The organism is Chitinimonas prasina, assembly GCF_030160395.1.
Lineage (GTDB): Bacteria > Pseudomonadota > Gammaproteobacteria > Burkholderiales > Chitinimonadaceae > Chitinimonas > Chitinimonas prasina.
The window spans coordinates 482,750-495,921 of record NZ_BSOG01000002.1; the positions used below are offsets into that span (position 1 = coordinate 482,750).

The window sequence follows — 13,172 nt, forward strand, 5'->3', positions numbered from 1 at the left end:
AAGCCAATAGGTAGCTCACACATGAAACATGCATTACTCGCCGCGCTGATAGCAGCCGGCTTTGCCGCCCAGGCCGCTGAGAACACCACCTACAAGGGTCTGGGTGCAGATAGCGTCAGTGCCGACACGCTGGAGAAATTCCGCGCCAAACCACTGGATTCAGACCTGAGCCGCAAGGTTCAGGGCGTGCTGGATCTGCGCGCGCCCGGTGCAGGCCTGCTGTCACCCGATGCCAAATCGCTGTACTTCGGCTGGCGGGTCACCGGTGTCGCACAGGTCTGGCGAATAGATGGCCCGCAGGCCTTCCCGGTGCAGATGACCGGTGGCGAGGATGCCACCAGCATTGCCGACATCACCCCAGACGGCAAATGGCTAGTCCTGAGCCGCGACCGCAAGGGCGAGGAGAATCCGGGGCTCTATCTGCAACCCGCCCGTGGCGGCGAACTGCAGGTCATTCAGCATATTCCTGGCGTGCAAACCTTCTTTGAACTCATCAGCGATGATGGTCGTTACATCTACTTCCGCAGCAATGACGAGAGCCGCGACAGCTATACCGTCTATCGCTACGATCTGCAGGGCAAGAAGAAGGAACGCCTGTTTGGCGAGAAGGGCTACTGGAGCATCATCGATCACAAGCCCGATGGCACGTTGCTGGCAGGCAAGGCGCTCAGCAATGTGGCGACCGAGGTATGGGAATGGAATCCCAAGGATGGCAAGCTCAAGCCCATCATCGGCCAGGCAGAGAAAGAAGAATACGATGTACGCTACGGTGCGCGTGATGGTGAATTGCTGGTGCAAACCAACAAGTTCGGCGAGTTCCGCCGCCTGTACAAATGGGTAGCCGGCAAGTTCGAGGCCATCAGCCCGGAACTGAAGTGGGATGTCGCCGGCTTTGGCCTGGACAAGCCCAAGAGCCGCCTGTTCTACTCCATCAACGAGGGTGGGTACACCAAGACCTTCGCGCTGGATGCGAAAACCCTCAAGCCCATCAAACTGCCCGAATTCCAAGGTGCTGATCACGTTACCGTCAGCGGTGGTACACGCGATGGCAGCAAGATCATTGTCAGCGTGGAGACGGCCACGGCCCCCCGCACCAGCTATGTATTGGACTGGAACAACGGCAAGCTGACCCAGTGGGTGCTGCCGTCATCACCGGAGACCGACACCAGCAAGTTCGCGGTCGCCACACTGGAAACCTATCCGACGCGTGATGGTGCCCAGATTCCCATGTTTGTACGCCGCCCGGCCCAATGCAACCCCGCGCCCTGCCCTGTCGTCGTGCACTTCCATGGCGGGCCGGAAGCTCAGTCAGATTCTGGCTTCTCGCCCTATGCCCAACTGTTCGTCGACGCCGGCTTCATCTATGTCGAGCCCAATGTCCGTGGCTCTGACGGCTATGGCAAGACCTGGCTGAACATGGACAATGGTGCCAAGCGCCTCAAGGTGGTTACCGATATCGAAGATGCCGCCATATATATGAAGAAGGCCTGGAGCAAGAACGGCATTGCGCCCAAGATAGGCGTGATGGGTGGCAGCTATGGGGGCTACTCCAGCATGGCCGCCATGACCATGTTTTCCGGCAGCTACGATGCGGGCGTCTCCACTGTTGGCATCTCCAACCTGCTGACCTTCCTGGAAAACACCGCCCCCTATCGCCGCGCCCTGCGCGTAGCCGAGTATGGTGACCCGGTCGCTGACCGCGAGGCCCTGATCAAGCTCTCGCCCATCACCCATATCGACAAACTGAAGGATCCTTTGCTCATCATCCAGGGAGCCAGTGACCCCCGTGTACCGGTAGGCGAGGCAGTGCAGATGTATGAGGCCGCCCAGAAGAAAGGTGTGCCCTCGGATCTGATCCTGTTTGCCGACGAAGGTCACGGCGCACAGAAGCGCGAAAACCAGGTGGCCAGCATAGGCCATACACTGAAGTTCTTTGAGCGCTACCTGAAGCCGGCCAAATAAACGGTTTGCAGTACAGCATTACAGGGGAGGCATAGCCTCCCCTGTTTTCTTTTGATGGGGCGCCAGTATGACAAAAGAGCCTGTATCCGATCTTTCACCTCATCGCCGATCTGGCACAGGAAAAGGCCTTGAACAGGCACTAAAGTGCAGTAAACCTTTGCCACCAATGCGAGCTTGATCCGCATCAACGTCCAACCTTGCTGCGGGGGGTAAGGTGCTACTTTCCACAAGCGCCGGGTAAGCCTGAACCAGCAGGCTCCCCTCAGTTTGAGTCCTCCCTCGCCACGGCGAGTAATCCTTGCTGGCACTCGTCATCAAGTTGAGCTGCTTGCAGGAATTGATTACAGCTTTCAAAGATTGACGTTCATGACAGGCGCAAGACCCACAGGAGGAAGCCTTGAACCATCTTGATCAATTGCTCCATACCGCCGCCCATGATGCCGGACTGCCCATGCAGGACGGCCACAGAGGCTTCCCCTACCGCAAGGTGCAGGCCGGTACGGCTATCGCCTACCAACCCAAGCCCACCCCGGCAGACGTTCAACCCCCACCTGAGCTGCATGCCTGGGCACAGGGGTACGGCGTAATCCAGCACGACCAACATACCCAGGCGCGCTGGGCGCAGCTGATAGAGTCAGCCGCCATACCCTGGCATGGTGGCGACAGTACCCTGGTGGCACCCCTGCTGCACGCCGCCGACCGGCTTTGTAGCCAGGCCATGTGGCTGGTCGCCCACATGACCTACTGCAAGCAGGTGAGGCTGGATGGCACGCCCCTGGCTGCAACGGACTTCAAGTCGGCACCAGAGGGGCATACCGGTGGTGCACTCAATATGGTGCCGGCCTATGTTGGCTATATGCTGGCCAACGCCCTGACCGGACAGACTCGTAGCTGGCTCATGGGGCAAGGCCACTGCGTCGCCGCAATCGAAGCTGTCAACACACTGCTGGGCAACCAATACCCGGAGCAGGCCGAACGCTACCCCTGTGATGATGCAGGGCTAAGCCAGCTCTGCCAGGACTTCTACAGCTATGCCCTCCATGCCAGCGGACGGCCTCAGGCGCCACTGGGTAGCCATGTCAACGCCCATACTGCGGGGGGCGTGATCGAAGGTGGCTACCTAGGCTTTGCCGAGCTTCAGTATGTGCACATGCCGCTACCGGGGGAGACGCTGGTCAGCTTCCTCAGCGATGGCGCCTTCGAAGAGCAACGCGGCAGCGACTGGATACCCCGCTGGTGGCGGGCAGAAGACTGCGGCGCGGCCCTCCCCGTGATGATATTGAATGGCCGCCGCATTGAGCAGCGCAGCGGACTGGAGCAGGATGGCGGCGTGGCGTGGTTTATCGAGCACTTGCGCCTGAACGGCTTCGAGCCCATGGAGATCGACGGCACCGACCCGGCAGCCTTTGCCTGGGCCATATTGCATATGGAGTCCAGCCTGGCAGCCCAGGCGGCCGAGATTGCACAGGGCCGTGCCGAGTACCCGGTACGTATGCCCTACGCCATCGCCCATGCCCCCAAGGGCTTTGGCTTCCCCGGTGCAGGCACTAACCTGGCTCACAATCTGCCGCTGGGCGGCAACCCCAGCCTTGATGCAAGCTGCCGCCAGCGTTTCAACCAGGCTGCAGCACAGCTCTGGGTCCACCCCTCGGCCTGGCAGGATGCCCGACGGCAGTTCCGCACCCATACGGTGCAAGGCAGGCCTGCCGAGCGCGATCACGCCATGGCGCAGCGACACCCGGACTACCATGCCCCCAGCCTGCCCTGGCGGGACGATATGGCATCGCCGCTGGTATCGCCCATGGCGGCGTTTGATGCCACCTTCTGCGCCATCGCCGAGGCCAATCCGCAACTCAGGGTACGGGTAGCCAACCCAGACGAACTACGCAGCAATGGCATGGGCAATACGCTGGAGCGGTTCAAGCACCGGGTCACCCACCCCGAGCCAGGCAATCCGGAATCACTGACCGGCGGTGTGATCACCGCACTCAACGAAGAGGCTGTCATCAGCGCAGCCCTGGCCAACAAGGGTGGACTCAATCTGGCGGTCAGCTATGAGGCCTTTGCCGTGAAAATGCTGGGCGCATTGCGACAGGAAGCCAATTTCGCCCGCAATCAGTCCGAGGCTGGCCGCCCGCCCGGTTGGCTGTCTGTCCCACTGTTGCTGTCTTCCCACGCCTGGGAGAATGGCAAGAACGAACTCTCACACCAAGACACAACCCTGGCGGAAGCGTGGTTGGCAGAAGCCAGCAGGCATGCCAGGCTGGTGTTCCCGCCTGACTGGAACAGCGCGGTCGCCACGCTGGATGCCTGCTATCGCAGCCGGGGCCAACTCTGGTGTGTGGTTGCGCCCAAGCGCGCCCTACCTGTCCGCCTGCCACCGGAGTCGGCTCGCCAGTTGACTGAGCAGGGGTGGTTCCGGCTGGTCGGCAAAGGTGAGGAGGACGAAAAACTGATACTGGTGGCAGTAGGTAGCTATCAGTTGACCGAGACACTGCGCGCCTCGCGCCGCCTGGACGAGCACGATATCCCGCATGCCGTGGTGTATGTCTACGAACCGGCCAGGCTAGGGAGTCACCAGGGCCTCGCAGCCAACGCCGGACTACTGTCAGATACCGAACTGGCAAGCGCCTTCCCCCATCACAGCCCATTACGCATCATCGTGGGCCATACCCGCCCCGGCCCTCTGCTGGGCGCCATGCGACGTATCGATACCGGGCCTGCCCATACCGTGGGTCTGGGCTTCCTGAATCAAGGCGGCACCCTGGATACCGCTGGCATGCTGTATGCCAATCGCTGCAGTTGGGCCCATATTGTCGCCAAGGCTGGTGAATTGCTGAAATTAGGGCTGGATGCCCTGCTTACCTCAGAGGAACGGGATGCAGTACTCGGCCTGGGTGACCCAGCCGACTTGCGCTAATCCGTATAGATGTCTCCTGGCACCGGGCCCATCATGTGGCCTGCGCCAGGGGCATACAGGCGTCAGGCTGCGGGCGTTATGCGGCGCAAAGGCGCCATGGTGATGCTACAACGACAGGCCGTACGCCTTGATACTGCTACAGTGGTTGCCAATCCGGGTCTATCTGGCCATCCACCACATTGATGCGCCGGTCAGCACCAGCAGCGAATTTGGGGTCATGCGTGACCGCAATCACCGACTTGCCCAGTTCGCGGGTCAGATCATGCAGTATTTGCCGCACATTCGCGCTCGCCACGGTATCGAGGTTGCCTGTGGGCTCATCCGCCAGCAGTATCAGCGGATCATTCGCCAATGCTCGCGCCACCGCCACCCGCTGGCGCTGCCCGCCCGATAGCTGGCTGGGTAGCTTTGACGCCTGTGCCGCCACACCCAGCCGCGTCAACAAGGACATGGCCCGCTCGTGGCACTGCGCCTCCGGCCATCGGCCTAACCGCCGCATGGGTAGGCAGACATTGTCCAGCACGCTGAATTCCGACAGCAGGAAGTGAAACTGGAACACGAACCCGAGCTTCTCCAGCCTTAGCTGGGTCAGTTGAGCATCGTTAAAACCCTGTGTATTGACGCCATCCAGCGCGATGGTGCCATGGGTAGGCACATCCAGCAGGCCTAGCAGATAGAGCAAGGAGGATTTGCCAGAGCCCGAGGGGCCCATGATGCAGACAAACTCTCCTGCCGATATCTCCAGATCGACGTCCTTGATCAAGGTAGTGGGAACATCCCCTGCCAGTATCTTGTGTAATCCCTGTGCGCGTAGGACCACACTCATGTCGCCCCCCGCAAGATATCCACCGGATGCAGCCTGCCGGCTTTACGGGCGGGTAGCCAGGCCGCCAGCAGGCATGAAAGCAGGGCAAACCCTGCGGCAATCAGAAATTGCTCCCCACCCCACCAGACTGGCAGATTGACCATGGCGGTCCCCCCTGGCGGACGTATCTGCACGCTGGCCATTAGTTGCATCAAGCCCGCCCCCACCGCGAGCCCCAGCACACTGCCCAGTGTGCCCACAATCAAGCCCTCCAGCACAAAGATGTGGCGTATATCCCTGGCCTGAAAACCAACCGACTTCAGGATGGCGATGTCGCGGGTTTTCTCCATCACGATGGTGGAGAGCGTGTTGTAGATACCAAAGGAGGCCACTAGCAGGATGGCCGATACCACGCTGTACATGATGACATTACGGACAAACAGCACATTGAGGATATCCTCCGATGCCTCTGCCCAACTGACTGCCTTGTAGGTCCCCATGGCCTCTATACGGCTGGCCACAAGCAGTGCCTGGCTGGCATCCGCCAGCTTGATGATGAAGCGATTGACTCTGTCTGGCCGCCCCAGCAGCAGCTGCGCACGTTTGAGCAGTACATAGGTCTGGCTCTCGTCGTAACCAGCATTGCCGGTGCGGAAAATCGCCACTACCGTCAGACTGCGATTGCTCCCACCACCGGCCACCAGATTGACGGTGCTACCCCGGCGCAGGCTGAATTTCTCGGCCAGTCCGGCACCGATGATGATGCCGCCGGGATTCGCCTCCAGGTCATCGAGCGAGCCCTCGACCAGTTTTTCTTCTATGCTCGACACCCCCCGCATGCGGGCCGGCACGATGCCAGATAGACTGATACCCTGCTCCTGCCCCGCAAACAGCAACACGGCCGACCCCACCAGCACCGGAGCCGCTTTCAACCCAGGCAGTGACTCTATCTGCCCCAGCCTATAGCGCCAGCCACGTATGCCCCGCGTTTCGTTATTGGGCCGCAGTCCGGCAATTTCCACCAGATCATCAGGCCAGCGTAAGCGCGCGGGCTGCAAACGAGCCGTCCTGAATTCGTCCGAAACCGTGATATGAGGGCTGTTATCGATCAGGCGGGTAATGAAGTCCTTCTCCGACCCACGCATCAAGGCCGATACCGCCAGGAAGAAAGCCACGCCCAGCACCACCCCCACCAGCGATACCGCCGTCTGCCGCTTCCGGCTGGTCAAATGGGTCCAGGCAATATTGAGCGCGATCATGGCGCCGAGCCCGTTCTGGCCGGCCCAGCCTCGGCCTGGCGAATTCTTACCACCTGGCCCACCGCTAACTGCTCATCGGGCACGCTGACTATCAAGTCATCCGGCCCTATGCCACTACGTATCTCGACCTGGTCCCCCATACTCGCACCGGTCGTCACCCTCACCTGTGTCAGCCGCCCATCCTGCACCCGCCATACCAGGCCTTCGCGCAGGGCGCTACGGGGCAGCAGCAACGCCCGTTCACGGCGGGCAAGGATCACATTGGCATCGACCGTCATACCTACCCTGAAGCGTTCGGGCTGATCGATGGCAATCCGCACCCGATAGCTGCGTGTCAACGGGTCGCCCTTGGGCGTAATACTGCTGACAACCCCATCAAATGTCTTGCCGGGCAATGCATCCGCCCCTAGCACTACCGGTTGGCCTTGTTGCACCCGGCCGATATCTTCTTCATCCACCTCGGCAACCACCCGCATGGGTGCGCAGCAGGCCAGATAGAGCAAAGCCTGGCCGGGCGAGACAACCTGCCCTACCTCCACATCGCGCTGGAGTATCTCGCCATCGGCCGGGGCCACCATTTGCAGAAAACGCCGCTGCGCCTGGCTACGCAGCAAGACTGCCTGGGCGGCTTTATTGGCGCTGGCGGCAGCATCACGCTCGGCGGCCGCCACAAAACCTTGCCGCCACAAAACCTCCGCTCGCTGCAGTTGCTGCCGGGCAAGTTCCGCCCTGGCGGCAAGCTCTGCAACGCCGCTGGCCAGATCATCATCCTGCAACTGTATAAGGATCTGCCCACGCCTCACAGCCTCGCCTTCCTGCACCAGGACTGCAGTCACCTGGCCCGCGCTGCGGGTAGTGATCGGTACTTGCACACCGGGCTCTACCTGGCCACTGGCATAGATGGCCTCCACCGCCGTACCCTGTGCAGGCTTGCTAACCTGAACCAGCCTTGGTCGCCAGTACCACCCTAATCCCGCCACGATAGCTACCAGCAGTATCGCAATCCACCAGCCGTGTTTTCGCACCGTATCTCGCTCCCTATTACCTGCTCAGAGCGGCTACCAAAACCCAGCGTAGCGTTTCTGGCTAGGCGTGCGAGCGCAGACAGTACGTGGGTACGGCAAGCTCGCACAACATCGTCAGAAGGGTTTTGGTAGCGGCTCTTAGAGCATGCCAGCCTTGCCCTGCACTATGGTTTGCGCTGGATCAGACTTCCAGCTTTTGAGTCTGTCATGGACTTCGCCATCCCCTTCCTATCTGGTGCAGCAGGCAATCACTAAAGCGCAAGGCAGGATGGGTTTATGCAACGCACTCCAAGCCTAGCTTGCTTTCTGCCAGGAGAGATACCGATACTGCAGACTCAACGTAAGTTTCGAGACAGAAACAGGAAAGCATTGCGTAAGCAATGCTATCCACGTTGAAACTATCCACCCATGGAGAATAGACAGATGCCCACATTCAAGGTCGCCACCACGGCAGCCTCGGCCGCGCTTTGCCTGCTATTGGGCGCATGCTCGGATGAATCCCCCACCGAGCCAGCCAGCAAGAAATCCCCAATCAGCCATAGATCCACCCAGCACAGCTATGCGACCGCTGCCAGCAGTGGCCTGCCCACCTATGCCGATTGGCCGGCTATCCAGAGCGCCATTCCGATCAACCCAAGCATGGAAGCACGTATCAGCCAGATCATGGCCGGCATGAACCTGGCGCAGAAGATAGGCCAGATGACGCAGCCCGAAATCAAGAGCATCAGCCCCGAGGAGGTACGGCGTCATTACATAGGTTCGGTATTGAATGGGGGCGGCTCCTGGCCAGGCAACAACAAGCATGCCCAGGCTAGAGACTGGCTGGCCCTGGCCGATGCGTACCACGCTGCCGCCATGAGTACCGATATGGCCGTTCCCATACCCTTGCTGTGGGGGACAGACGCCGTGCATGGCCACAACAACGTCTACGGCGCCACCCTGTTTCCGCATAATATCGGCCTGGGTGCAGCCAACGACGCCGATCTGGTGCAACGCATCGGTACGGCCACGGCCCGCGCGGTCAGGGCGACCGGCATACACTGGGCCTTCGCACCGACACTGGCCGTGGTGCGCGATGATCGCTGGGGCCGAACCTACGAAGGCTTCTCTGAAGACCCGGAAATCGTGGCCGCCTATGGCCGCAGCTATGTACTAGGGCTGCAGGGCAATCTGGGGGAGGCCAATGTACTGGCCACTGCCAAGCATTTCATCGGCGACGGCGGCACGGAAGCCGGTATCGACCAGGGGGTAAACCGCGCCAGCGAGGCAGAGCTGATCAATCTGCATGGGCAGGGCTATTACAGTGCCTTGGCCGCAGGAGTACAGACTGTCATGGTCAGCTTCAACAGCTGGGACAAGCCTCTCAACGGCGAGCCGGTAGGCAAGCTGCATGGCAGTCATGCCATGCTCAATGGTGTGCTCAAGACCCGCATGGGGTTTGATGGCCTGCTGGTATCGGACTGGAACGGCATAGGCCAGATACCGGGCTGCAGCAATGCCAGTTGTCCGCAAGCCATCAATGCCGGTATCGACATCATCATGGTGCCCGATGAATGGCGCGCCTTCATCAGCAATACGATGGCGCAGGTACAGAATGGGCAGATCAGCCAGGCACGGATAGATGATGCTGTCAGGCGGATACTCCGGGTAAAACTGCGTGCCGGGCTATTCGACGGCAAGCGCCCATCGCAACGCCCGGAGGCCGGCAGCCAGGCAGCCCTGCAAGCGAGAGCCCTGGCGCGCGAGGCGGTACGCAAATCCCTGGTATTGCTGAAAAACCAGCAGCAGTTGCTGCCCTTGGCGCGCAACAGCAGGGTGCTGGTGGTGGGCAAGAGCGCCAACAGCCTACAGAACCAGACCGGTGGCTGGTCACTCAGTTGGCAGGGCACTGGCAACAGCAACGCCGATTTCCCCATAGGGGATACGGTATTGGCTGGTATCAAGCAGGCCCTGGGCGAGGCACAGGTGCGCTATAGCGAAACTGCCTCGGGCGTGAGCCTGGCCAATGTGGATGCGGTGATCGCGGTCATCGGCGAGACACCCTATGCCGAAGGCAGCGGCGACATTGGCCTGGCCGGCAATCTGAGCCATAGCCGGCGCTACCCGGAAGACCTGGCCGTACTCAATGCGGTAAGCGGCCGTGGTGTGCCGGTCGTGACCGTTCTGCTCAGTGGGCGGCCCGCTCACGTCAACGATCTGCTGAACCGCTCCAGTGCCTTTATCTCCGGTTGGCTACCGGGTACCGAAGGCGCGGGCGTGGCCGATCTACTATTCCGTCGGTCAGACGGTGCCGTGGCTTACGATTTCAGTGGCCGGCTGTCATTCTCCTGGCCTGCCACCGCCTGCCAGACTGCGGTCAACCGTGGCGATGGCGGCACGCCGCCGTTGTTTGCTTTCGGCTACGGCTTGAGCGTATCGCAGCCCGGCAACCTGGGGGCGCTGGATGAGCGCGGCAGCAACCAGCTCTGCAATGGCAATACCCCACCTGAACTGCTGGTTTTCCGCCAGACCGACCAAGCACCGTTCGCCTTGCAGATCAGTACCGCAGCCAACGGTTGGGCCGGTGTGCCGGTAGGCAATGACCTCAATGCCAGCCTGGCCCTGCCCGCCAGCAACCCCTCGCTGCTACTCAGCACCACCCAGTTGAATGTGCAGCAGGATGCCAAGCTGCTGACGTGGCGCGCTGCGGGCCAATTCTATGCTGCAAGCAGCCAGCCACAGGATCTGCGCACCTACCTGGATCAACAGGGTGCGCTGCTGTTCGATGTGCAGACCCTGCAGTTGCCCCGGGGAGCGGTCAAACTGGCCATAGACTGCGGTTATCCTTGCCGGGGCGAAGTCGATGTAACGGCGCTGTTCGAGCGCCTGCCGCTGGGAACACGCCAGACACTCAAGCTTCCCCTGTCCTGCTTTGCCGCCCGCGGCAGTGATTTCAGCCGTATCAACGTACCCTTCCTGGTCTATACCGATCAGCCCTTCAGCGCAGCCTTTGCCCATGTGCGCTGGCAAGCGGGTGCCGGTGCGGATGCCGACGCGGTACGCTGTGACCAATTGCAAGCGGGCGCAGCCAAGCCAGGACCTTATTACACGGTATTGGAGGGGGGCCAGTTTGCGGCCGGGCTTCAACCCAGTCTGTGGTCCAGCCAGGCCGGCGTAGTCGGCATGGCCGCAGCGGGTAATGGTGAGCTGGCACTGCGCTGGGCCCATCCAGCCCCCGGCAATGGCTTGTTCTATGTAACTGGCGGCCCCTTGGATCTGCAGGCATTTGACCACGGCAAACTGGAGTTTGAGCTGCTGGTAGAAAGCTGGGGTGGCAATACGCAGGGATTGGCCATCAAGCTGGAAAGTACAGGTCAAGGCTGCCACAGCAATGACTACCGGATAGGCCGGCCCCAGGCAGGTGTCTGGACACGCTTCTCCCTGCCGTTGACGGAGATAATGGCCAACCCCACACCCTGCTTCAGGCTGGGCCAGCTCAGCGCGCCATTTGATCTGCTGCCCGTATGGGGAGACCAGTCGGGTGTAGCGCTACGGCTACGCAAGATCGCTTTCAGGCAATAGCGCCGTCTGCTACCAATGTGGGCAGCCAGTGCTTTGGCTCGCCCACAAGCAGGCGACTCGCGTAGCAAGCCAGCCTGCAATCCAGGTTCCTGGTTACTACGCCCTGATAAACTCGTCCAGACCCCGAACGGTGGTATCCAGCTTGCTGACAGCCTGGTCGATGGCCTCCGCCGAATGGCTGGCCGTCTGCATATCCACCCGTAGCTCAGCAATATCGGTGGCGATGGTCTGGAACTGGCCCGACTGGCGTTCCTCATTTTTTGCCACTTCGCCGATCAGGCTGGCAACACGGCCCGCGCCGGAAATGATCTCGTCCAGACGATTCCCCGCCTCGGCGGCGCTGAGGTTGATTTCGCCCATGCGCTGGGTGCCTTCGCGCATGGCTTCCATGGCCTGATTGGTGCCTGCCAGGATGGCGCCTATCTTTTCTTCTATTTCACGGGTTGCCGTACTGGTCCGCTCCGCCAGCTTGCGGACTTCATCCGCCACCACCGCAAAGCCCCGTCCCTGCTCGCCCGCACGGGCAGCCTCAATGGCCGCGTTCAGCGCCAGCAGATTGGTCTGATCGGCGATTTCCCGTATCACCTGCACAATGCCGCCTATTTCGTCGCTGCGCCGGCCCAGTTCCTCAATGCGTGCGGCCGAGTGGGTAACCACTTCAGATGCCTTGCCCAGGTTGCTGAGCGTGAGGTTCATGGCCCGCCCGCCCTCGCCGGCCAGCCGTCCCGCCTCTTGTGCCTCCCGCGCAGCCTGGCCTGACTGTTCGGCGCTCTTTACGGTCAAGGCCGCAATCTCATCCACGATTCGGGCCATCTCGGCGGCCTCGCCAGCCTGGTGACGCATGGTCTGGCTGATCGAAGCCGTACGCTCACTAATCTGCGCGGTCTGGCCCGAAGCCGTGCCGATGGCACCCGTTACCTGCGCCAGCAACTGCTGCATGGCAGCATTGCCCCGCTCTGCCTCCTGCCTGGCCTGCTCGGTTTTCTCGAAGCTCTTGACCTTGCCGAACTCAAACACCATGGCCAGGGCGTAGATCACGATGGTCAGGCCGACCAGCGAACGAGTTTGCAGCTGAGGGTGTAGTTCGGCGCCCAGGGGGCTCTTGGGCAAGGCCCAACCATGCTTGTGCGCCACAAAGAACAGCACGATGGCGATCAGCGCACCTACGCTCCAGAACGTCGCACTTTTCTTGCCGCCGATGAACATCGACGCCACCGGCACCAGCAGGAACCAAGGGGATGACGACGACTCTATCCCGCCGTTGACGTAACACATCCAGACCACCATGCCGAAGAACACGGCAATCGCGTACTCCCGCACCAAGGGTAGCAAACCAGTGAGCTTGAGCAAAAAGCCTGCCGTCAACATCAGGAAGCCCGCCGTCACGATGCCCCAGCCCATGGCGCCATGCCCCAACTTGAAGTAGTTGAGGGCGAAAATAGGCACAAAAACAGCAGCGAGCAACGTGGCGCCAACAATATTGCGGGCACGGCTCAGGTCCAGCGGGCTTTGCCGGATAGATTCAGGAATGAACCAGTCAAGAACACTGCTGAAGGTCTGGCTGATGGACATCGGTGGTATCTCCTGGCGCTGACAAGCTTAGGTATGACTTAGGGGTATTCTACACAAGCAAGCGCTTG

7 protein-coding genes are annotated in these 13,172 nt (G+C 61.0%); 3 read left to right on the plus strand and 4 right to left on the minus strand.

Annotation, left to right across the window (positions count from 1 at the left end; genetic code table 11):
* The first annotated feature begins 21 nt into the window (after positions 1 to 21).
* Positions 22 to 1,962 (plus strand): S9 family peptidase, encoded by a 1,941-nt coding sequence (locus QQK16_RS09315; protein ID WP_284196181.1) that lies wholly within the window; start codon positions 22 to 24, stop codon positions 1,960 to 1,962.
* Positions 1,963 to 2,359: 397 nt separating this feature from the next.
* On the plus strand, positions 2,360 to 4,882 hold the full coding sequence (locus QQK16_RS09320) for a xylulose 5-phosphate 3-epimerase (protein ID WP_284196182.1): 2,523 nt from the start codon (positions 2,360 to 2,362) through the stop codon (positions 4,880 to 4,882).
* A gap of 136 nt (positions 4,883 to 5,018) precedes the next feature.
* On the opposite strand, the gene QQK16_RS09325 is transcribed toward QQK16_RS09320, so the two are convergent.
* From QQK16_RS09325 to QQK16_RS09335, 3 genes are read right to left on the minus strand one after another with little or no spacing between them, the layout of a single operon-like run.
* The gene (locus QQK16_RS09325; RefSeq protein WP_284196183.1) at positions 5,019 to 5,708 is read right to left on the minus strand and encodes an ABC transporter ATP-binding protein; all 690 of its coding nucleotides are present in this window, start codon (positions 5,706 to 5,708) and stop codon (positions 5,019 to 5,021) included.
* Positions 5,705 to 6,946: an ABC transporter permease gene (locus QQK16_RS09330; protein WP_284196184.1), complete on the minus strand. Its 1,242-nt coding sequence runs from the start codon at positions 6,944 to 6,946 to the stop codon at positions 5,705 to 5,707. The genes QQK16_RS09325 and QQK16_RS09330 overlap by 4 nt, the downstream gene beginning before the upstream one ends.
* Positions 6,943 to 7,971: an efflux RND transporter periplasmic adaptor subunit gene (locus QQK16_RS09335; protein ID WP_284196185.1), complete on the minus strand. Its 1,029-nt coding sequence runs from the start codon at positions 7,969 to 7,971 to the stop codon at positions 6,943 to 6,945. The genes QQK16_RS09330 and QQK16_RS09335 overlap by 4 nt, the downstream gene beginning before the upstream one ends.
* Before the next feature lie 423 nt (positions 7,972 to 8,394).
* On the opposite strand from QQK16_RS09335, the gene QQK16_RS09340 reads away from it, so the two are divergent.
* Positions 8,395 to 11,532: a glycoside hydrolase family 3 protein gene (locus QQK16_RS09340; RefSeq protein WP_284196186.1), complete on the plus strand. Its 3,138-nt coding sequence runs from the start codon at positions 8,395 to 8,397 to the stop codon at positions 11,530 to 11,532.
* A 96-nt stretch (positions 11,533 to 11,628) separates the two neighbouring features.
* Here QQK16_RS09340 and QQK16_RS09345 read toward each other — a convergent pair whose 3' ends face one another.
* Positions 11,629 to 13,104, minus strand: coding sequence for a methyl-accepting chemotaxis protein (locus QQK16_RS09345; RefSeq protein WP_284196187.1), 1,476 nt, complete (start codon positions 13,102 to 13,104; stop codon positions 11,629 to 11,631).
* Positions 13,105 to 13,172 lie beyond the last annotated feature (68 nt).

Bases quoted from the DNA above. Each gene is read 5' to 3' on its own strand.
- QQK16_RS09315 (WP_284196181.1), top strand. From the start codon at position 22: ATGAAACATGCATTACTCGCCGCGCTGATAGCAGCCGGCTTTGCCGCC.
- QQK16_RS09325 (WP_284196183.1), bottom strand. From the start codon at position 5,708: ATGAGTGTGGTCCTACGCGCACAGGGATTACACAAGATACTGGCAGGG.
- QQK16_RS09330 (WP_284196184.1), bottom strand. From the start codon at position 6,946: ATGATCGCGCTCAATATTGCCTGGACCCATTTGACCAGCCGGAAGCGG.
- QQK16_RS09340 (WP_284196186.1), top strand. From the start codon at position 8,395: ATGCCCACATTCAAGGTCGCCACCACGGCAGCCTCGGCCGCGCTTTGC.
- QQK16_RS09345 (WP_284196187.1), bottom strand. From the start codon at position 13,104: ATGTCCATCAGCCAGACCTTCAGCAGTGTTCTTGACTGGTTCATTCCT.